Raw genomic sequence first — 20,690 nt, 5'->3', positions numbered from 1 at the left:
GAGCTGCGGCCTGGCCGCGTTCGGCTCGAGAGCTGCGGGACTCCACCCTTTGTCCGGACTCTTTCACCCCCATCGTTTCCGGTGCAGGCAGCACCCCTAGCGGTTTGAGGATCGATGACCCCAGGATGTCGAGGCTTCGGGCGGTGAACATGAGACTGGCCGACCTGATGGATGCCCGGGAGAAGGCCATGGACGCCATCCGGGAGGACCGTGGCCCGTATGGGGTATCGCAAGTGCATTATTCCTGGCCTGAATCGGCCGATCAACTGCGCGACCGCAAACTCTCCCCGGATACTTTCACCCCCATCGCCAATTTGGCTCAGACCGGCTTGGGCTTGAATCTGACCCTGCCGGAAGCGGGGCGGGTGATGGACCTCTCGCGTCAGGCGGCTGACCTCTTCGACCAGAGGGCTGCTTTGATGGGCCATATGAGGAATGAAGCGCCTGCTATGCCGGCGCCGCCAGCGGCTCCCGCCCAGCTAGCCGCCCCAGCCCAACCGATAGCTCCAGTCCAACCGATGAGAGCCCCGGCTCCGGCCCAGTCGGTCGTCCCAGCCCCACCAATGCAGCCGGTGGCCTCAGTCCAACCACCCGTCGGAATGCGACAATGGCGGCAAGGGCCGATGGCCGCCTTCCCAGCGCCGGCGCCGCCCATAGCAATGCCGGTGAACCCCGCGGCCGCCCAGAAGACCGGCAAGGGGACGAACGGGACCCAGATCTTCATCCTGGCCTTAGGCATCGGCCTCATCGCCATGTCGACCATCGTCTTCGCCGCGGCGCCCATTTCGAATCTGACAAGTGGCCCGCGAGCTTTGCTGATCGGCCTCCTCGGAGTCCTGTCCCTTCTTCTCGGCCTGTCGGCGGCCCCGCGTCTGACCATCACGGCGGAAGGCCTCGGTTGGCTGTCGGCGGTCATCCTCTCCTTCGACGCCGTCTTCATCCAGACGACCGCCGCTCAAAGTTCCCTTTTCGGCGGCATGGATATGGGGGTCTACCTGCTGATCGTGGCCGGCGTCCTCGCCTTCGCTTCCTGGCTTTCCTACCGCCTGAAGCACCCTCTGCTCAGCTTCTCCGCCTCCTGCCTAGTGACCCTTGGGCTATCCCTTATCCTCCTGCCGGAAGTCTTCATCAAGCGAGGCTATCCTGCCGCTGTGGCGGACATCGCAGTCAAGGGGATCAGCGTCGCCTTCCTGATCCGGGAACTGGCCTACCTTGCCATGGCCGTCATCTTCCTCCTGGTGGTCCGGTCCACCTTCCGGTCCTCCCCCCATGCGAAGTCCCTGTCTTCCATCTCCCGCACCATCCTTTACCTTGCCGTCGGTCTGGAAGCGCTGATGGCCGCGCTGCCCATCGGAGGAGGGGACTCCACCCTCGCCCAGACGTTTTGGGGAGATCTGGGGAAGTGGTACCGTCCCACGGACGGCAGCGATGGGGCCTTCATCACCGCCCTTCTTGGTCCCCTATGGACAGATGGCTTCGGCTCCCGTGACCTGGGACGCCTGGCCACCTGGCTTCCTCTCATCGGTGCCGTCCTCCTCACGATCGCCTTGTATGTCCTGCGGACCCATCTTCTTCTGCTCGAGGGTGGCGGAGGCCAGGGCGGCGAACCGTCCAGGGGACAGACCCGGGTACGCAAGGCCTTCGTCCCCATCTTCGGCATCATGGCCACCCTCATCCTTCTGAACGCCTGCGTCTTCTTCGGCTCCGGCCCGCTCTTCCGTGTGATCACCCTCCTGGTCGCCCTTGGGTGGGTTTTCCTAGGCAGACGGCAACCAGTGACCCTCTTGGTCGTTCTGGTTCTTCTGCTGCCCACCCTTTCGATCGTCCGCTCGACCCTCCTGGTCAACATGCTCTTCTTGTTGGCTTTCTCCCTGGTCGTTCTCCTCCTGAGGCTGGTGACCATTCCCGTCCTGAAACTCAAGCCGAGACTCCGGATCCTTGGCGATGCCTGCCTTCTCCTAGCCCTCTGCCCGGCCATTTCAGCCTTGCCTGTGAACCTCGCCCCCCATGAGCCTTCCTTCCTCGGCTCCCTTCCCATCAAGACGATTCCCGCGATCTTGACCCTGCTTCTGGGGGCCAGCATCTTCCTGACGGTGACCATCAGAGAATGGCGCGAACCGGTCATGATCGCCCCCTTGTCTTTGAGGGGGGCGTCGACCTTCCTGAAGAGGGCGCTCGCAAGGGATAAGGCGGAAGGCAAGGAGGGACTGAAAACGAAGGCCTCGACCCAGACCGAACGCTTCGCCCTCGTGTTCATGGCGGTCCCGATCCTCCTTATCCCCACCTGTTTCCAGGGAGGGAGCACGGAGCTTTCCTCCCCATTCGTCGTCCGGACCCTGCAGGTGACTTTCTTCCTCGCGGCCGCCCTCTGCCTGGCTCAGACCATCCGCAGGAACCGTCGGGGACCGGTGCTTTTCCAGCAGCCGATGAGCACCAATCCGGTCAGCCAAGGCTTCGCTCCTTCGCCCTACCGCGGGTCGATCAAAGTCATGGCTTCCCCCTTGGAGACCGCCTCCTTATGGTTCTGCGGCCTTTACGGCTCTTTCATCCTGATTTACGGCGCCATCCATCCGCGCTGGGATTACGGCTTCGACCTCCCCCTCATCCTGACGGGGGTGATCCTCTATCTGAACGCCATGGGGGTCATGCAAGCCCAGAAGAGCATCTCATCCTGGCGCGCCTGCTGGCTGCCCGCCCTCTGCCTGATCGTCCCCTCCTTCATTCTCAGCCATACCGTTGGCCCCCTGGCCCGGGTGGTTTACGTGATGGCGGTCTGCATCGTCCTGATCGTCTCAGGCTCGGTCAGCCGCCTGAAAGCGCCTTTGGTCCTCGGTGGAGTGGGGCTGGTCATCCATGTGCTGGCCAGTACCTGGAGCTATGTGATTATGTTCTCCCAGACCTATTGGTGGGTCTGGCTCATCCTGGCCGGCGCCGTCCTCATCTTCGTATCGGCCAGGGCCGAAGCCTTGAAAGGGGTGAAGAAAGCCTTCGACAACTTCCGCTGAAACATCCATCCTTCTATCGCCTGATCGCCCGCTCCCTCAGGTGGGCGATCGGACCGATGAACAGGCCGGCCAGGGCGGGGATCAGCCAAGTCAGTCCCAAAGAAGCCAGGGGCAAGTGGGAACGCAGTCCGGAGCAGAAGAGGCCGAAGGCCGACTGGCTGATGACCGCGGGAGCCGTGGTCACCATGTCCAAAAGGGCCGGAAGGGTGATGAAAAGAACCACCCAGAAATAGACCGTGCCGTCTTTCTCGAAAAGGGGGGAGAAGACCGAAAGCAGGATGAGCGCGATGCAGTAGGGGTAAAGAAGCATGAGGACGGGCGTGGACCAGGAGATGATCGTATCCAGGCCGAAATTCGCCACGGTAAAAGACAGAAGGCAACTCAAAGCCAGCCAGACGTGGTAGCTGACCTTGGGGAAGCGTTTGTGGAAGTCCTGGCCGAAGGCGGCCACCAGGCCCACGGCCGTGGTCAGGCAGGTCAGGGTGATCAGAGTCGCCAGGAAGGCTTGCCCGACGGTCCCGGCATAGGCTTGGACGATTTGGGAGAAGGCGACCCCTCCGTTTTCGGATAGGGGGAAGCGATTGAGGGACATGGCTCCGATGATGATCAGGAGGATGTAGATGACCCCCACGGCGCCCATGGCGAGGAAGCCGGATTGGGCCGTCACCCCGGCCACCTTCCTCTCTTCCTCCATCCCCATGAGTTTGATCGTGGTGACGATGGTCACGCCGAAAGCCAGCCCGGCCAGGGCGTCCATGGTGTTGTAACCTTCCAGGAACCCCCTGGCCAAGGCCCCGGAGGAGGCCAGATAGGCCGCGTTCTGTGGGCCGTGGGCGGCGGCTGATCCCAGAGGGCTCAGGAAGGCGACCAGGAAGAAGATGAAAAGCAGGACCAGGAAGAGGGGGTTGAGGATCTTGCCCAGGTTGGACAGGATGTCATTCTCCTTGTAAGCCAAGGCGAAGGCGGCTATGAAGAAGACGGTGGTGAAGATCAGCAGGCCGGTCTTCTGATGCTGGGCCGGAATCAGAGGGGCCAAGCCGACGGTGAAGGAAACCGTGGCCGTGCGGGGCGTCCCGAAGAGAGGCCCGATGGTGGCGTGGATGAGGACCATGAAGACGGTGGCGAAGGCCGGCCCCAGAGGCAGGCCGATCCCATAGACCCCGTCGGCCCGGGTGATGGCGATGGCCAGGACCGACAGGAGGGGGAGGACCACGGCGGTGATGAGGAAGCCCAGGCCGGCCTGGAGCCAGTTGCTGCCGGAGAGCTGGCCCAGATGAAGGGGGAAGATGAGGTTGCCGGCCCCGAAGAAGAGGGCGAAAAGCATGGAGGCGACGGCCAGGTAATCGCGTAGCCGCAAGCGCCCGCTGGGGGGGATGGACAGGGTGGAATCCGGGTTGTGGGTGGATTTGGCCATGGCTTCTCCTTTCGCCTGTTTTGCTGTGGTTGAACACTATAGCAAGGTGCGCCGAAGGTCTCTCGGTCAGTGCTATAGTAAGGGCATCAAGCTTTGATCCGTCATCAGCGGGGAGCTTTCGGAAGAACGGAGGCAGGATTTCAGCCTGCTCTTATTAGAACCGACGGGATGGCCCGACACAGCCAGCCACGAGTGGACGGGATCCGCGTAAGCCGATTCCGCCAAACGAGGTGGTACCGCGGTCATGATCCGCATTTGAGATCATGCATCGTCCTCGTAGTACGCAGCCGTTTGAACGAGGAGTGCATGTGAACAGCAAGCGCGTTTACCCCAAGGTCGTCACCCGCGAAGTCGAACCGGGTCAGGGGGCCATCACCCCCAATCCCAGCTTCCCAGACATAGAAGAGGCCGTCCTCAAGTATTGGGATGTGGACGACACCTTCAACAAGTCGGTGGAGCGCAATCCTTCCGGCGACCATTCCGACAACGAATTCGTCTTCTTCGACGGCCCTCCTTTCGCCAACGGCCTGCCTCATTACGGTCACCTGCTGACCGGATACGCCAAGGATGTGATTCCCCGTTACCAGACCATGAAGGGCCGTCGGGTCAACCGTGTCTTCGGTTGGGACACCCATGGCCTACCCGCCGAGCTGGAAGCGGAGAAGGAGCTGGGCATCGAGAACAAGAGCCAGATCGACGAGATGGGTCTGGCCGCCTTCAACGCCGCCTGCCGCACGTCCGTGCTCAAGTACACCAATGAGTGGAAGGAATACGTTCACCGTCAGGGCCGGTGGGTCGACTTCGAGAACGGCTACAAGACCCTCAACACCACTTACATGGAGTCGGTGATCTGGGCTTTCAAGCAGCTTTACCAGAAGGGCCTGGCCTATCAGGGCTATCGGGTCCTGCCTTACTGCCCCAAGGACGAGACCCCTCTGAGCAATCATGAGCTCCGTATGGACGCCGACGTCTACCAGGATCGGCAGGACCTGTCCGTGGCCGTGGCCGTGAAGATGCGGGATGAAGACGCCTACGCCGTCTTCTGGACCACCACCCCTTGGACTGTTCCCGGTAACATGGCCATCGTGGTCGGTCCTGACATCGACTACTCCCTGGTCCAGCCCGTCAATGGTCCTTTCGCCGGGAAGAAGATGTACTTCGCCACCGCTTTGCTGGGTGATTTCGCCAAGGAGCTAGGGGAGGACTATCAGGTCCTGCGCACCCTCAAAGGCTCTGACCTGGAAGGTCGCCGTTACTGGCCCGTCCTCCCTTATTTCCTGGACGGCTCCCTGACCAGTCCTGATGGCAAGGCCTCCGAGGACCCCAACGCCTTCACCATTTATACGGCCGATTACGTGGACACGACGGAAGGCACCGGTCTGGTCCATCAGGCCGTTTACGGCGAGGATGATATCAACACCCTCAACAAGCACCAGATTCGGACCGTGGATTACCTGGATGAAGGCTGCCGTTTCACCTCCCTGATCCCTGAATATCAGGGGACTATGGTCTTTGACGCCAACAGCCGGATTGTCCGCGACCTGCGCAACCAGACCGGGGTCATGGCTTCCGTGCCTGAAGATCAGCGAGGCTTCCTGGTCCGGGATAAGTCTTATGTGCACAGCTATCCTCATTGCTGGCGTTGCGGCACCCCGCTCATCTACAAGCCGGTATCCAGCTGGTTCGTGTCCGTGACCAAGATCAAGGACCGCCTGCTCAAGCATAATCAGGAGATCAACTGGATTCCGGAGAACGTCAAAGACGGACAGTTCGGCAAGTGGCTGTCCAACGCCCGCGATTGGTCCATCTCCCGCAACCGTTACTGGGGTTCTCCTATCCCGGTCTGGGTCTCCGATGACCCCGCCCATCCTCGGGTGGACGTCTATGGGTCCTTGGACGAGCTCAAGGCTGATTTTGGCCGTTATCCCACTGATGACAAGGGCGAAGTCAATCTGCATCGGCCCTGGATCGATGAGCTGACCCGACCGAACCCCGACGATCCGACCGGCAAATCCACCATGCGCCGTATCCCCGACGTGCTGGACTGCTGGTTCGAGTCCGGCTCCATGCCTTTCGCCCAGTTCCATTATCCTTTCGAGAACAAGGAATACTTCGAGCAGCATTTCCCCGGCGACTATGTGGTGGAGTACATTGGCCAGACCCGCGGCTGGTTCTACACCCTGCACGTCATGGCTTCGGCCCTCTTCGACTCGGCCGCTTTCAAGAACGTCATCTGCCACGGCATCGTCCTTGGCAACGACGGGCAGAAGATGAGCAAGCACCTGCGCAACTATCCGGATGTGAACGGGGTCTTCAACAAGTACGGGTCCGACGCCATGCGCTGGTTTCTCATGAGCTCGCCCATCCTGCGTGGGGGCAACCTGGTCGTGACCGCCGACGGGATCCGCGACACGGTCCGTCAGATCATGCTGCCTTTGTGGTCCACCTATTATTTCTTCACCCTCTACGCCAACGCCGCCAACCAGGGCCAGGGCTATGCGGCCCGGCAAGTGAAGCCCGCCGAGGTCAAAGGCCTGCCCCAGATGGACCGTTACCTGCTGGCCCGCACCCGCAAGCTGGTCAAGGATGTGGAGACTTCCTTGGACGCCTTCGCCATCTCCGACGCTTGCGAAGCCGTGTCCGACTACATCGACATGCTGACCAACTGGTACGTCCGCAACTCCCGCGACCGCTTCTGGGATGAGGATCCAAACGCCTTCAACACCCTTTACACGGCTTTGGAAGTGCTGAGCCGGGTCATGGCTCCTCTGGCTCCCATGGAGACGGAGACCATGTGGCGCGGCTTGACCGGCGGCGAGTCCGTTCACCTGGCTGATTGGCCCTTCCTGACTGAGGACGGTTGCGCCCAGACGGCTGACACCGAGCTGGGGGCGGTCCTGCTGGCTGATGACAAGCTGGTGGCGGCCATGGAGAAGGTCCGCGAAGTCGTTTCCTCCACCCTGTCTTTGCGCAAGGCTCAGAAGATTCGCGTCCGTCAGCCTTTGTCCCAGCTGACCGTGGTGAATGATGTCGCCGCCGTGCAGCCTTATGAGGGTCTGCTCAAGTCCGAGCTCAATGTGAAGGCCGTGGAGTTCACCACCGTGGATGACGCCGGCAAGCATGGCCTGCGCCTGATCAACGAGCTGAAGGTGAACGCCCGCGCCGCCGGCCCTCGTCTGGGCAAGCAGGTGCAGTTCGCCATCAAGGCCTCCAAGACCGGTGCCTGGCATCAGGATGCGGAAGGGACCGTGTTCGTGGAGACCCCGACCGGCGACCTGGTCCTGCAAGAGGGGGAGTATGAGCTCGACAGCCGGGTGGAAGAGGCCGCTGCCGGGGCTACCGGGGCCGCTGGTAGTGCCGGCGGCTCTTATGTTTCCTCGGCTTTGCCGACCGGCGGCTTCGTCCTCCTGGATACGGCCCTGACCGACGATCTGGTCGCCGAAGGCTACGCTCGCGATACCATCCGCGTGGTTCAGGACGCCCGTAAGGAGGCCGGTCTCAACATCTCCGACCGTATTTCCCTGACCTTGCTGGTTCCTCAGGAGCATCAGGCTCAGGTGGACCAGTTCAAGGATTTGATTTGCTCGGAGACTTTGGCTACCAGTTTGGAGGTCCGATTTGCGGCCGCCGGTGCCAGTGTGAGCGCTCAGGTTACCAAGGCCTGAAGGCTGAAACCTGAAGGCATAAAAGTCTGATGGGGTAATGCTTGATGGCCTAAGGGTCTGGTGGCCTGAAGGTCTGAAAAGGAAAGAGGCCAAGATCTGAAAGCGCTTGAGTCCTTATGAGTCCTTATGGTTGGAAAGACCAAAAGGTTGCAGGTTTTAAAGGCTTACAGGTCTAAAGGTCTTACAGGTCTTGAAACCTGCAATTTGAGAAGGAACGGAGGCCATGGCGACATCGCCATGGCCTCCATCCATATCTGACAATGCCCGGCAATGGCCGGGCATGTCCATATTCTTCCCCTCATGCCAGACACCATTTGTGCCAGGCTTCACCTATGCCAGGCATCACCCATACCAGACACCATTTGTGCCAGGCATCACCCATCCATGTGGGCATATACGAAACGAGGTTACAAAAAACAGGCCGCCATTTGCAAGGGTCTTATTTTGTAACCTCGTTTCGTATACGCCGACTGGGCTGGGGGCCAAAATAACCTCAATCCCAATCAAAAATCCCACTCAAAATCCAAATTTCCAATCAATAACAACCAAAACCAATCGAAACCATGTTGAAAATCCAATTAATCCCAACCCGGTTAGCCCAAATTAAAACCCAACCAACCCTCCCATCCATCAAACCCACCCCCTCATCCGCCCAACCCATTCAAAAGGATCAAAAAATGGCGCCGAATCGAGGAATCGGCGCCATTTCTATTCACACCTTATTGGGTCTTCAGACTTTGTGGGGTCTGATGTCCATCTATTCAGCCATTTGGCCGGCCTGAGCCCCATGATCAGCCTGAGTCTGAGCCTGAGCCTCAACCACATGGCCAGCCCCAGCCTGTGCCTCAGTCATCTCAGCGATTTCAGTCGCCTGGGTGACTTCGACCGCATCCATCCCAGCGACCGTCTGAAGCTGCCCGTCCCCGCCATGCGAGCCGATGACGCCCAGCACCCGGTTCTCGCGATAGGCCAGGAAAATCAGGCCGCCGATCAGGCAGAGGACGGTGGCCACGATGGCGGTGGCGCGGTAGCCGAAGCCCTTGGTCCCGATCAAGGCCACGGAGGTGAAGATGATCATGGCCAGGGATTGGCCCAGCTTCATGCTGAAAGTGCGAGCCGCATAAAACATGCCGCTGCGGTTCTCGTCGCTGGTGATGGAGTCGGCCTCGGCGATGTCGGCCAGGACAGCCTGCGGCAGGATGCCCAGGATGGCCATGGGGATGGAGGCCAGGACCGCCAGAACCACGGCCCAAACCATGCTGGGGATGCCCAGGGTCCCGGAGAAGGCGGTGGCGAAGAAGGCCAGGCAGAAGAAAAAGAAAGCGAAGGCGACCAGCTTCTTCTTCCCTATCTTCTTGGCCAGGATGTTCACAGGGGCGTAGAAGCAGAGAGAGAGGATGGTCATGCCGACGAAGAAGATGGAGGTCTTGCCGGTGTCGAATCCCATGAGGACGGTCACATAATAGGGCATGCCGGTCTGGAAGACGGTCAAGGCGATCCAATAAAGGATGTCGGAGCCGATGAAGACTTGGAAGTTCTTGTTTTTGAAGGTCTTGGACAGGCTTTCACCCATCCTGGAGGTGGAGGGGGGTGGTTTCCGCGTACTCCTCTTCCTTGATGGTGAAGGTGGGGATCAGCATGCAGACGATGGCGATCACCGAGAGAAGGCCGATGGCGATGCGGAAACTGTTGGGCACGCCCACGGCCTTTTCGAAGAGTCCGGCGATGTTGGGGACCAGGTAGGCGAAGGCGGTGCCGAAGAAGAAGGTGATGGAGATGGTGGCGGACACGTTGACCCTCAGCTCCTGGGTGCGGCCCAGCTCAGGGATCAAGGCGTTGAAAGGCGTGCAGTAGCAGGTCATGCAGAAGTAGAAGGCCAGGACCAGGATGAAGAGGATCACGTTGTTGACGGTCGACACGTGGTTGACCGGGGAGACGAAGACTAGGGTATGATGCCGAAGGGGATGGCTGCGTACCGCATGAAAGGCATGCGCCGACCCAGGGGATGTTTGCAGGAGTCGGACTTGGAGCCGATCCAGGGGTCGAGGAAGGCGTCGATCAGGCGGCCGGATGCGGCGATCAGTCCCAGCAGGGTGATGCCGGCGAAGAGGGCTCCTTGGGTGACGAAAAGGGTCATGCCGCTGTTGCGCATTTTGGGGCTGGGCTGGTAATAGTAGACGAGCCAATTCGACACGATGCCCGATAGAATCGCCCAACCGAGCTGGCCGATCGCGAAAAGCCAGATGATTTTCGGACTGGCTAGCTTTTTTTCATTTTTCTGGGTCATTTTTACTCCTTCAGATTCATTGAAGCTACGCTGGCACAATGAACAAAGACCAGAATACACGAGTGTCGTTACTTCCCGGCCATCCCCTGTCCTGCGTTCGCCCGACCGGTTCATTACTGAGTTTGGTAAATACGCTACTAGTAACGATAACGAGGATTCTGAGCCGGCCTACCCGGTTGGAAGGAGGGTGAATATGATTCAGTGATTATAATGGGAAGGGATGATGATTCCTGATTAAGACCAAGGAGGGCGGCATCATGGAAATCGAAGTGAAACGGGTGTATGAACCGGCGGATGGGTCGGATGGGTACAGGATCCTTGTGGACCGTCTTTGGCCGCGAGGGGTGTCCAAAGAGCGGGCGGCCATCGATTTATGGTCGAAAAGCACTGCCCCCAGCCCTGATCTTCGGAAGGCATGGAATCACAATCCCGCCACGTTCGAACAGTTCGCCGCTTCCTACCGGGCCGAGTTGGATCAGAACCCTCAGGCTGTGGACGACCTTTGCGCGCGGATTCATGAGGCCGAACAGGAGGGGGCTGGCCGGGTCACCTTGGTTTATGGGGCGAAGGACCCGCAGATCAACCACGCCCAAGTCTTGAAGGCCTATCTGCGGGAGAAATTGGAGTAGGTAGGAGAGGCTGCAGCCAGCCGGAGAAGCTGAAAGGCGGGCGTAAGCTCGAGCTGCTGAGACCAGTGAAGGTATGCGGTGAGCCAGCCGGTCGTCAGCTGGGCAGGTCCTCCGTCAACAGGGCTTGCATGAGGGCGGCCGTTTGGGGGTCCGTCTTGGAATTCTGCAGGATGACGGTCCCTTTTCCGGCGGCCCGCTCCGCCGACTTCCCCTGGTAGCCCAAGACCTCCTGGACATGGCGGGAGGTCCCTTGGTTGCCGTCGATGATGGCCGCATAATCAGGCAGGATTTCGCGGAAATAGCGGCGATAGAAGACGAAATGCGTGCAACCGAGGACGATGGAGTCCAGGGAATCCAAGTCGAAAGGCCGCAGATAGCGTTCGATGGTGCTCAGGACGAGCTCCCGGTCGCCTAAGTCGTCGGCTTCGACCAGGGTCACCAAGTCAGGGCAGGGTTGAGTCTCGATGATGTTGTTGCCCCGCTCCCGGTCCATGAGGGCGGCGAACTTCCTCCCCTCCAAAGTCAGTTTGGTGGCCGTCACCAGGACATGCTGGCTCTTGCCTTGCCCGCGGTCGATGGCCACTTTCAGGGCCGGCTCCATGCCGATGATGGGGATGTCATAATGCCTGCGCAGCAGGGGAGCGCAGGCGGAGGTGGCCGTGTTGCAGGCGATGACGATGGCCTTGACCCCTTGCTTTACCAGGCGGTCGGCCACGGCGAAACTGAGGTCGGTCACTTCGTTGATCGGCCGGGTCCCGTAGGGGGCGTTGGCGCTGTCTCCGAAGAAGATGATGTCTTGGTCGGGCATGTCTCGCCGTAGCTGCCGGACCACAGAGATGCCCCCCATGCCCGAGTCGAAGACGCCGATCGGGGTCGATGACGCTGCGGATGGGCCCTTCCCTTGCTCTTGTTCCATACCGGAATCGCCTGCTTTCCCGCTCATCGATCTTGGTCCCGCCCCTCGGGTTCGGTCCCGGAGGCCGCAAGGCCTAAGAACTCCTTGATCTTCCCGACTTGATCGAAGCCTTCCTGATACATGTCCAAGAGACCTTGCCTGGTCTTTTTCAGGGTGTCCAAGCCGTGGAGGTCCTCGGGGGCGATGATGACCGCCTTCCCCTGGGCTTCGTACTCCTTGGCCAGGTCGATCTCGTCGTTGTAGGTCTGGTAGCGGTTGAGGATCCTCTCCGCCGCGGCCGGGTATTTGCGTTCCAGGAGCTTCCCCGGCAAACGGTCATGGGAGGCCTGGCGGGGGATGTCCTTCTGCCTGGTCAGGATGATCACCACTTTGTCGCAGCCGTCATCGATGGCCTTCTGTACGGGGATGGGATCGGCGATGCCGCCGTCGAAATAGGGGACTCCATCGATCACATAGGGGGAGTTGGCGGCGGGGACGCAGGAGGAAGCCTTGAAGACGTCGTACTGGTCCTGGCTGATGTCATCTTTGGTGAAATACTTTGGCTGACCGGTGTTGGCGTCGCAGGCGACGACGGTCAGGCTGGCGGGGTTGTCCCGGAAGGCTGGGTAATCCAGGGGATACTCGCCGTCGTGCTTGGACAGGTCGCCGTAGATGTAGTCCAAGTTGATGTAATCCCGGTTATGGATCATGTTGTGCATGCTGGCGTAGCGGGGGCGGAAGGAATACTCCGTGTAGAAGCGCAAAGTCCTGCGGTATTGCCCGGCCATGTAGCCCACCAAGTCGGCGCTGCCGGCGGAGACGCCGTAGCAACGGTCGAAGTGGATATCAGCCTTCATGCAGGCGTCCAGGACCCCGGCCGCGAAAATGGCCCGAAACCCTCCGCCGACGTCGATCACACCCAGTGTCGTCATTTGTCTTTCAACCAGCTTCCATCGTTTCCAATGAATCCGTTTTTCCCCATGAATCTATTTCAGTCTGTCCATCCTTGCCAGTTGCCAGCCGAATCCGCTCAGCGAAGCCCGGCTTAATCCATAATCCAGCTTAATCCATCGCAATCGGCTCAATCCAGCTTAATCCTTACAGGTCCGATAGGCGCCACAGTTTGCCCTCGTCCGATCAGTGGAGGAAGGTCCCGCCCATCAGGGCCTCATCGGCCTTTCCATAGTCGGGATTGTCAGGGATCTTGGCCGCGCTCACATAGTCGTTGACGAAGTCGCGGACGATGGGTACGCAGTCGTCGCCATACCAGGTAGCCTTGGTGCGGCCGTTGATGGTGCGGCCGTTGAAGGTGGTCAGGCCTTCCATGTTGCCCATGGTGGCGAAGGCGGAGACCCCGTTGGTGAAGATCTCGGCGTTCATGTAGTAGCTTTCGGCCGTACCGGTCTTGGCGAAGGTCTTACGGTTGTTGTTCAGCTGGGCGGACCGGGCGATGCCGGCCGTCACGTCCTTGTTGAGGATGAAAGCCGTGGTCTGGGCCACTTCCTTGGAGATCACCTGCTTGCAGTTGGCGGAGGGGACGGTCATCTCTTTGCCGTTCTTGACCACCTTGGTGATGGCGATGGGTTCGCAATGGGTGCCGTTCGCCGCGATGGTGGCGTAGACGTTGGCCATGGTCAGGGGGGAGGCGTTCAAAGCGCCGATGACCATAGGGGCTTCCAGCTGATTGTAGAGATTGCTCTGGGAGATCAGCGAGTTGTGGTACCCGAGGGAGATGGCGGATTTGGCGATGGCGCACAGGCCGATCTTCTGGGCCATGGCCCCCTGGGTGGTGTTGTGGGACATGATCAAGCCGTGGTAAGGGGTTTCCGGATTGACCGTGCCCCCTTCGGCGTTTTTCACCTGCCAGACACCGCCCCGGGTGAGGTTGCAGGCGAAGGAGGCTGTCGGGTAGGCGGTGGAAGTCTGCAGGGGTTCCAGGGCGGTGTGTCCGTTGGAGAGCCAGGAGACCATGTTGATCGCTTTGAAGGTGGAGCCGGGCTGCACGCCGGACCCGCCGCCATCGGCTTGGTCGACGGCGTAATTGATGGAGGTGGCTGTAGCCCCTGCCTGAGCGGTGGCGTCGTAAGTGCGGTTCTGGGCCAGGGCCAGCACATGGCCGGTCCCCGGTTGGATGGCCACCAGGACGGACTCGAAGCCGGACGGGTCGTTCTCGGGAATCACCCGGCGGACGGATTCCCATGCGGCCTTGGTGGCGTTGACATCCATGGTGGTGGTGATGGTGAGGCCGCCTTCGTAAAGGAGCTTCTTGCGGTCGGCGCTGGTCTTGCCGAAAGTCGAGGAATTGAGGATCTTTCGGACGACGAAGTCGCAGAAATAGGCGGCGGAACCGGCCGCCTGACAGCCCACCTGCACGTCCTTGATCTTGAGCTCCTTCTCCAGGGGGATGGCCTTCTCTTTGGCCGCCTGGTCCTTGCTGATGAAGTTGACGTCGGCCATGAGGCCTAGGACCACGTTGCGCTGGGTCTGGGAGTCCTTCACGTTCACCGTGGGGTCGAAGCGGGCGGGGTTCTTGGTGACCGCCGCGATGGTGGCCGCTTCACCCGGGGTCAGGTCCGCAGCGCTCTTGGAGAAGTAATGCTGGGCTGCCGTCTCCACCCCAAAGGTGTTGGGGCCGAACTGGGCGATGTTGAGGTAGCCTTGCAGGATGTCGGCCTTGGAATATTTCTTCTCGATCTGGAGGGCCAGGAGCATCTCGCGGAACTTGCGGGCGATGGTGTCTTCCTTGGCGTGGTAAGCCTCGATGGGGTCGTTGGAATCCTCTGCCTGGTTGATGAGCATGTTCTTCACGTACTGCTGGGTCAGAGTGGATCCGCCCTGGGTATCTCCGCGGGAGACGTAAGTCCGCAGGAAGGCGCGCAGGACCCCCTGGGGGTCCACGCCGTTGTGCTGGAAGAAGCGGCGGTCTTCACTGGCGACCACGGCCTGCTGCATATACCTGGACACCTTGCTCAGGGGCACGTTGATCCGGTTCTGGTCATAGAAAGTGGCGATGAGGGTCTTGCCGTCCGAGGCGTACATGCGGGATTGTTGCGGCAGGTCGGACAGGTTGAAATCGATGTTCTCCGTCGTGGACAAGGAGGGGATGGCCTTGCTCGCCGCCTTGGAGGTCGCCAGGGCCCCAGGCAGGAGGAAGCCGGACACGACGATCCCGCCGGCCAGACAGAAGACGATGTAGGCCAAAATCAGCGTGAAGACCTTACCTGCGCTTTTTTTTGCTTTCTCACCAGACATGTTCCCTATTTTAGAGTCAAGCGTCTACCGATGCCCATCCGGGCCATCGGCGCTTAGGGGAGGGGAGTCCAGGAGAGTCTGGAAGGAGCGGGCCCTTTAATGCTGTGAGCGCAAAATCAGCTTGCCGGGCCGATAAATGAGGATGGAACGGCCTTCGCGGGCTATCCACCCGCGGTTGGTGAAATCCATGAGGGCCTTGTTGACCGTCTCCCGCGAGGTCCCCACCAGCTGGGCCAGTTCCTCCTGGGTCAGGTCATGGGGGACCATGAGGCCCCGCTCGGTCGGCTCCCCGAAACGGCGGCCCAGATCGATGAGGGTCTTGGCCAGGCGGCCGGGCACGTCAGTGAAGACCAGGTCGCCGATCCGTTCGTTGTTCCGCCTCATGCGTCTGGCCAGGACCTGGAGCATGCTGACGGCCACGGTGGGGTGGCCGTCCAGCCAGGACATAAGGGCTTCGTGGGAAAGGGAGACCACCATGGTGCCGTTGCGCATGGCTATGGCCGAGGCGGTCCGCGGTCCTCCCCGCGGGTCGAAGACCGGTATCTCCCCCAGCACTTCCCCGGGGCCGTGGATGCTCAGCAGCTGGACCCGGCCATCCCCGGCCGTCCTGGTCAGTTTGACCCGGCCTTCCTCCAGGATGAACATGCGGGTGTCGTCATCCCCTTCGCGGAAGATGACCTCGCCTTTGTCTACGAAATGCTGGTGCAGGTGGGGGATGAGCTGGTCGGCGTCGGAAGGCTTGACCTGGCGGAAAAGAGCCGTGTGGAGCAAGATCGTCTCAGGGTCTATCTCCCTGTGCTTTTGCGGTGCTGACATCCTTGCTGTCCTATCTGGTACTCATCTGGTCGTGTACGTGACATGGCCCCCGAAGGTCGTTCTTCGGAAAGCGCAGCTTATCCTTCATCATAAGCCCAGGCCTGACCAGGGGGAGGGCGGATTTCCCTCTTCCCTCCTTCTTTCCTCTGCCAGCATGTCTATAATGATGACCCATGATCGACACTCGGGATGAAGAAGCTTTCATGGCTGACAGTGGCGAAGGGAAAGATGGCGGCGACGGCGGGACCCTGATCGTCATGCCCACTTATAACGAGAAGGACAATCTGGAGACGACCTTATCGGGGATCTTCTCCTACTGCCCCCAGGTGAACGTGCTCGTGGTGGACGATTCCTCCCCGGACGGGACCGGGGACCTGGCCGAAGAGATGGCCGCCGCCGACCCCCGGGTTTTCGTCATCCACCGGTCCATCAAACGCGGCCTGGGACCGGCTTACGTGGCCGGGTTCGAATGGGCCCTCCTGCACGGCTACCAGGTGATTTGCGAAATGGATATGGACGGGTCCCATCGGCCGGCCGACTTGAAGAGGATCTTGGACGCCTTGGAAGCGGACCCGGCTTGCGACGTGGTCATCGGCTCGAGACGGGTCCCCGGCGGGGGAACGGAGAATTGGCCCTGGTACCGGGACCTGATCTCCCGTTGCGGGTCCGGCTACGCCCGGCATGCCTTGGGTTTGGCCACGCATGACGTGACCGCCGGCTTCCGGGCCTACCGCAGTCAGGCCCTGCGCCGCCTGCATGTGGACAGCATCCACGCCAATGGTTACGTCTTTCAGGTCGATATGACCCGCAGGGTGGAGTACGCCGGCGGACAAGTGACCGAAGTCCCCATCCTTTTCGTGGAGCGGACCCAGGGCGAATCAAAGATGGGTACGGGGATCGTCCTGGAAGCCATGTGGCGGGTCACCGATTGGGGGATCAGAAGGATCCTGGGAGGAAAGAGGAAAGCGACCGCGGACCATCTGCGCGACGGGCAGGAGGCTGAAAAAGACTAGAAAATTCAGGGGAATGTGCGAGTCGTCCCTGAAAAATGTACGTTCATGTGCGATAATGTTCATATGATTTCTACTCAGAGACAGCAGTACATTCTCTCGCAGGTGAGGGAAACGGGAGCGGTCCGGGTGAGCGATTTATCGCGGAAGCTGGATGTGTCGGCGATGACCATCCGGCGGGACATCGAGGACTTGGCCGGCAAAGGCTTGCTCAGGCGCGTGCACGGGGGTGCCGTCTCCTCCAGCACCCTTCTGGTGGAGCCGCTTTTCTCGGTCAAATCCCGCATGGAGACCTCTTTGAAGGAGAAGATAGCCAAGAAGGCCTTGGATTTCGTTTCCCCCGGGGATGTGATCGCCATCGGGGGCGGCAGCACCACTTACGCTTTCGCCCAGCTTCTGTTGGAGAGCCCGCGCTGCCAAGGGGCCACCATCCTCACCAATTCCATCCCCGTGGCCCAGCTCATCCAGATGGCGGATACGGCCAACGACGTGGAAGTGATCATGACCGGGGGAGTGGTCACCCGGTCCAACTCCTTGGTCGGCCCCATCGCCAATAAGGTGATCGACGGACTGCGGGTCAACACCCTCTTCCTGGGCGCCCATTCGGTTTCGGTCCCGCGGGGGTTCCTGACCCCGAATTCCCTGGAGTCGGCCACGAACTCTGCCCTGATCTCCATCACGGAGACCTGCATCGTCCTAGCTGACCATACCAAGTGGGAGAGCGCCTCCCTTTCCCTTTTCGCCGATTTCTCCCAGGTGGACACCATCATCACCGATTCCGAGCTGGAGATGGACCTGCGTCGGGAAACGGAACAGGTGGCCAAAAGGCTTTTGCTCGCATAAGGATGGATGATTGCATAAGGATGAACGCTTGTCTGGCAGCTGACCTGTCATCGAATGTTAGAAAAACGAACAAACGAACAAAATCGAACATGCCTGCTAGGATGGCCAGCATAGGTTCATAATTCAATCGACAGTTGACAAGAACAAGAGAAGTCAACGACAGGAGGAACGCGATGACTGAGTTCAGCCATTATGTCCCCGGCGAATACGCCCGGGAAAACATCAGGATCACCGAAACGGAGCTGTCCGATGGCCGCCAATTCTTCTATCTGGACGATGACCCTGACTATGTGTCAGGCGAAAAGCGACGCGAATTGAAAGACCCCCGCCATCTGGCCAACCGCTTCGAGCTGGGGATTGACGGGGAAGGCAAGCCCATGCCGGTCCAGGCCCCGCAGATGAGGAGGGACCCCTTGACCGGGGACTGGATACCCATGGCCACGGCCCGCATGAACCGGCCGATCACGGCCGGCCCTGGAGCCACCGCGACCGGTAATCCCTTGGCCGCCCGCAAGCCGGGAGACCCTTATCAGGATGGGGAAGTGCCCGACAGCGATTACGACGTGGTCGTCTTCGAAAACCGTTTCCCCTCCATGAACCGCATCCCCGGCGTGCCTGACCAGGTGACCTATGTGGACGGCAATCCCCTGTGGGAGCAGCGCCCCGCCGTCGGTCGCTGCGAAGTGGTCTGCTTCGACCCGGGCGAGACCTCCCTGCCGGCGGACCTGCCGGTATCCCGCCTGCGGACGGTGGTGGAGGCCTGGGCCTTCAGGACCGCTGAACTCTCCGCCATCAACGGCATAGAACAGGTCTTCCCCTTCGAGAACCATGGGCAGGAGATCGGCGTCTCCTTGGCCCACCCCCATGGGCAGATCTACTGCTATCCTTTCATCGCCCCCCGCATGGAACAGGAACTGAGGCAAAGCGAGGCCTATCACGAGCGGACGGGAAGCAATCTCCTTCGCGACATCCTCAAAGGCGAGGTGGAGGCCGGCGAGCGTCTGATCATGCGCAACTCCACCTGGATGGCCTATGTGCCCGCCGCCGCCCGCTGGCCCTTGGAAGTGCATGCGCAACCGGTCCGCGACGACGTCCTGACTCTGGACCAGCTGACCGACGACGAGCGTTGGGGCCTGGCCCAGATGTACTCGACCCTGCTCAAGCGGGGGAACGCCTTCTTCGACAAGGGGGATGGCAAGGGGATGGATCTGCCTTACATTGCCGCCTGGCATCAGGCTCCGGTCAAAGACCCCCGCCGGGAGGACTACCGGCTCAACCTCCAGTTCTTCTCCTTCCGTCGGGCGGCCAACAAGGTCAAGTACCTGGCCGGGTCCGAGTCGGGCATGGCCGCTTGGATCTCCGACACCACCCCCGAGAAGATCGCCGCCCGCTTCCACGAGTTGGGTCCGATCGACATCGACGACTGACAAAAACCGACGAAACCGGTCGGAAACGAACAAACCGGCAGGAACTAAACGAATCGATCGGAAACGAACAAACCGATCGGGGATAATAAGCCAATCGGAAACGAACAAGGAACAGAATACAACAGAAAGGTGGGAAAATGGCAGACGAGAATGCCGTGGAATTCATCGATTCCATCCCTGATGGCGAAGGAGCCAGGCGAGCGACCGAGCTTTTCGCCAAAACCTACGGGTACCAGCCCGCTGGCGTCTGGGACGCCCCCGGCCGGGTCAACCTCATCGGTGAACACACCGATTACAACGCGGGCCTCTGCCTGCCCATCGCCCTGCCTCATCGCACTTTCATCGCCCTGGCCCCCCGCCAGGACGCCCAGGCGCGGGTGGTCTCCTCCATCAACCCCGGTTCCGTAGCCACGGCCGAACTGGAAGGGCTGGAAGCCGGAGGGGTCAAGGGATGGGCTGCCTATCCGGTGGGAGTGGCCTGGGCCATGCGTCAGGCTGAGCTTCCGGTCCAGGGCTTCGACGCCGCCTTCGTCTCCTGCGTGCCTTTGGGATCGGGCTTGAGCTCTTCGGCCGCCATGACCTGCTCCACCGTCTTGGCCTTGGATGACGTCTATTCCTTGGGGTATGGGTCCAGCGACGAAGGCCGGGTCACCCTCATCTCCATGGCCATCGCCTCCGAGAACGACATGGCCGGCGCTTCCACGGGCGGCCTCGACCAGAACGCCTCCATGCGGTGCCAGGCGGGCAAGGCCCTGCTCCTGGACTGCAAGCCGGGCCTGACCCCCTTGGAGAACGTTTCCCAGCAGGACTTCGACCTGGCCGCCCGGGGCTTGGAACTCCTGGTGGTGGATACTTGCGCCCCCCACCAGCTGAACGACGGCCAATACGCTGCCCGTCGCGCCACCTGCGAGCAGGCCGCCGCCAAGTTGGGCGTGGAGAACCTGCGGCAAGTGGCGGATACCATCGCGGCTTCGGCCGGCGACGATCCCTCCGCCCGGCGGCAGGGACTGCAGGAGGCCTTGGACCGTCTGCCCGACCCTGTGGAAGTGAAGCGCGTGCGCCACGTGGTCACCGAGATCTGGCGGGTGACCGACTTCGTCCGGGCCTTCGCCGCCGGAGACATGGCCGAATCAGGCCGGCTTTTCAACGCCTCCCACGATTCGTTGCGGGACGATTATCAGGTGACCGTCCCCGAGCTCGACTTGGCCGTGGACACCGCCCGGGAGGAAGGGGCTTACGGGGCCCGAATGACCGGTGGCGGTTTCGGCGGGTCCATCATCGCCTTGGTGGATGCCGGCCGGTCCCGGGAAATCGCTCAGAAAATCGCCGATCGCTTTGCTCGGAAGGGATTCAACCAGCCCCGCGCTTTGGCCGCTGTCGCCGCCAAGCCGGCTGAACGGGTGGCTTGATCGGCCCGGAAAAAACGACAACCGTTACGACGAGGTAA

Annotated in this window: 15 protein-coding genes; 7 read left to right on the top strand and 8 right to left on the bottom strand. The window is 60.8% G+C overall.

The features are described from left to right. The first annotated feature begins 125 nt into the window (after positions 1–125). Complete coding sequence (locus PSDT_RS06080) at positions 126–3,005, top strand: SCO7613 C-terminal domain-containing membrane protein (protein ID WP_036737377.1); 2,880 nt, start codon at positions 126–128, stop codon at positions 3,003–3,005. Between the two features lie 13 nt (positions 3,006–3,018). Here the strand turns inward: PSDT_RS06080 and brnQ are convergent, their stop codons facing one another. Further along, entirely contained in the window at positions 3,019–4,419 is a 1,401-nt protein-coding gene (gene brnQ, locus PSDT_RS06075; protein WP_006288819.1) for a branched-chain amino acid transport system II carrier protein, read from the bottom strand. A 308-nt stretch (positions 4,420–4,727) separates the two neighbouring features. Here brnQ and ileS point away from each other — a divergent pair, with 308 nt between their 5' ends. Continuing rightward, a complete protein-coding gene (gene ileS, locus PSDT_RS06070; protein ID WP_006288820.1) occupies positions 4,728–8,084 on the top strand; it encodes an isoleucine--tRNA ligase in 3,357 nt (1,118 codons plus the stop codon). Between the two features lie 757 nt (positions 8,085–8,841). On the opposite strand, the gene PSDT_RS08665 is transcribed toward ileS, so the two are convergent. From PSDT_RS08665 to PSDT_RS08655, 3 genes are read right to left on the bottom strand one after another with little or no spacing between them, the layout of a single operon-like run. After that, on the bottom strand, positions 8,842–9,657 hold the full coding sequence (locus PSDT_RS08665; RefSeq protein ID WP_006290201.1) for an MFS transporter: 816 nt from the start codon (positions 9,655–9,657) through the stop codon (positions 8,842–8,844). Then, positions 9,650–10,003 carry an MFS transporter gene (locus tag PSDT_RS08660; RefSeq protein WP_006290203.1) on the bottom strand — a complete coding sequence of 118 codons (354 nt, stop codon included), beginning with the start codon at positions 10,001–10,003 and terminating at the stop codon, positions 9,650–9,652. Before PSDT_RS08660 ends, PSDT_RS08665 begins: the two co-directional genes overlap by 8 nt. A gap of 23 nt (positions 10,004–10,026) precedes the next feature. Then, positions 10,027–10,371, bottom strand: coding sequence for an MFS transporter (locus PSDT_RS08655; protein ID WP_006290205.1), 345 nt, complete (start codon positions 10,369–10,371; stop codon positions 10,027–10,029). A gap of 257 nt (positions 10,372–10,628) precedes the next feature. On the opposite strand from PSDT_RS08655, the gene PSDT_RS06060 reads away from it, so the two are divergent. Beyond that, positions 10,629–11,000 (top strand): DUF488 domain-containing protein, encoded by a 372-nt coding sequence (locus tag PSDT_RS06060; protein ID WP_006288822.1) that lies wholly within the window; start codon positions 10,629–10,631, stop codon positions 10,998–11,000. A gap of 94 nt (positions 11,001–11,094) precedes the next feature. On the opposite strand, the gene murI is transcribed toward PSDT_RS06060, so the two are convergent. The 4 genes from murI to PSDT_RS06040 all read right to left on the bottom strand — a co-directional run bounded on the left by murI (position 11,095) and on the right by PSDT_RS06040 (position 15,963). After that, positions 11,095–11,916, bottom strand: a complete 822-nt coding sequence (gene murI / locus PSDT_RS06055) for a glutamate racemase (protein WP_006288823.1) — start codon at positions 11,914–11,916, stop codon at positions 11,095–11,097. 23 nt (positions 11,917–11,939) lie between these two features. Then, on the bottom strand, positions 11,940–12,827 hold the full coding sequence (locus PSDT_RS06050) for a patatin-like phospholipase family protein (protein WP_006290209.1): 888 nt from the start codon (positions 12,825–12,827) through the stop codon (positions 11,940–11,942). A gap of 205 nt (positions 12,828–13,032) precedes the next feature. Continuing rightward, positions 13,033–15,147, bottom strand: coding sequence for a transglycosylase domain-containing protein (locus PSDT_RS06045; protein WP_006288825.1), 2,115 nt, complete (start codon positions 15,145–15,147; stop codon positions 13,033–13,035). A gap of 96 nt (positions 15,148–15,243) precedes the next feature. Continuing rightward, entirely contained in the window at positions 15,244–15,963 is a 720-nt protein-coding gene (locus PSDT_RS06040) for a Crp/Fnr family transcriptional regulator (RefSeq protein WP_006288826.1), read from the bottom strand. 203 nt (positions 15,964–16,166) lie between these two features. On the opposite strand from PSDT_RS06040, the gene PSDT_RS06035 reads away from it, so the two are divergent. The 4 genes from PSDT_RS06035 to galK all read left to right on the top strand — a co-directional run bounded on the left by PSDT_RS06035 (position 16,167) and on the right by galK (position 20,652). Further along, a complete protein-coding gene (locus PSDT_RS06035; RefSeq protein ID WP_048349457.1) occupies positions 16,167–16,976 on the top strand; it encodes a polyprenol monophosphomannose synthase in 810 nt (269 codons plus the stop codon). A gap of 45 nt (positions 16,977–17,021) precedes the next feature. Beyond that, the gene (locus tag PSDT_RS06030; RefSeq protein ID WP_006290211.1) at positions 17,022–17,816 is read left to right on the top strand and encodes a DeoR/GlpR family DNA-binding transcription regulator; all 795 of its coding nucleotides are present in this window, start codon (positions 17,022–17,024) and stop codon (positions 17,814–17,816) included. 173 nt (positions 17,817–17,989) lie between these two features. Continuing rightward, entirely contained in the window at positions 17,990–19,243 is a 1,254-nt protein-coding gene (gene galT, locus PSDT_RS06025; RefSeq protein WP_006288829.1) for a galactose-1-phosphate uridylyltransferase, read from the top strand. A gap of 137 nt (positions 19,244–19,380) precedes the next feature. Next, positions 19,381–20,652, top strand: a complete 1,272-nt coding sequence (gene galK, locus PSDT_RS06020; RefSeq protein ID WP_006288830.1) for a galactokinase — start codon at positions 19,381–19,383, stop codon at positions 20,650–20,652. Positions 20,653–20,690 lie beyond the last annotated feature (38 nt).

It is taken from the genome of Parascardovia denticolens DSM 10105 = JCM 12538 (genome assembly GCF_001042675.1).
Lineage (GTDB): Bacteria > Actinomycetota > Actinomycetes > Actinomycetales > Bifidobacteriaceae > Scardovia > Scardovia denticolens.
The sequence above is the reverse complement of the archived record's forward strand: the minus strand, read 5'-3'. Positions and strand labels throughout refer to the sequence as shown.

Excerpts from the sequence above, each read along its gene's own strand:
- PSDT_RS06080 (WP_036737377.1), top strand. The coding sequence starts at position 126 with ATGTCGAGGCTTCGGGCGGTGAACATGAGACTGGCCGACCTGATGGAT.
- brnQ (WP_006288819.1), bottom strand. The coding sequence starts at position 4,419 with ATGGCCAAATCCACCCACAACCCGGATTCCACCCTGTCCATCCCCCCC.
- PSDT_RS08665 (WP_006290201.1), bottom strand. The coding sequence starts at position 9,657 with ATGGGTGAAAGCCTGTCCAAGACCTTCAAAAACAAGAACTTCCAAGTC.
- PSDT_RS08655 (WP_006290205.1), bottom strand. The coding sequence starts at position 10,371 with ATGACCCAGAAAAATGAAAAAAAGCTAGCCAGTCCGAAAATCATCTGG.
- PSDT_RS06060 (WP_006288822.1), top strand. The coding sequence starts at position 10,629 with ATGGAAATCGAAGTGAAACGGGTGTATGAACCGGCGGATGGGTCGGAT.
- murI (WP_006288823.1), bottom strand. The coding sequence starts at position 11,916 with ATGGAACAAGAGCAAGGGAAGGGCCCATCCGCAGCGTCATCGACCCCG.
- PSDT_RS06050 (WP_006290209.1), bottom strand. The coding sequence starts at position 12,827 with ATGACGACACTGGGTGTGATCGACGTCGGCGGAGGGTTTCGGGCCATT.
- PSDT_RS06045 (WP_006288825.1), bottom strand. The coding sequence starts at position 15,147 with ATGTCTGGTGAGAAAGCAAAAAAAAGCGCAGGTAAGGTCTTCACGCTG.
- PSDT_RS06040 (WP_006288826.1), bottom strand. The coding sequence starts at position 15,963 with ATGTCAGCACCGCAAAAGCACAGGGAGATAGACCCTGAGACGATCTTG.
- PSDT_RS06035 (WP_048349457.1), top strand. The coding sequence starts at position 16,167 with ATGGCTGACAGTGGCGAAGGGAAAGATGGCGGCGACGGCGGGACCCTG.
- PSDT_RS06030 (WP_006290211.1), top strand. The coding sequence starts at position 17,022 with ATGTGCGATAATGTTCATATGATTTCTACTCAGAGACAGCAGTACATT.
- galT (WP_006288829.1), top strand. The coding sequence starts at position 17,990 with ATGACTGAGTTCAGCCATTATGTCCCCGGCGAATACGCCCGGGAAAAC.
- galK (WP_006288830.1), top strand. The coding sequence starts at position 19,381 with ATGGCAGACGAGAATGCCGTGGAATTCATCGATTCCATCCCTGATGGC.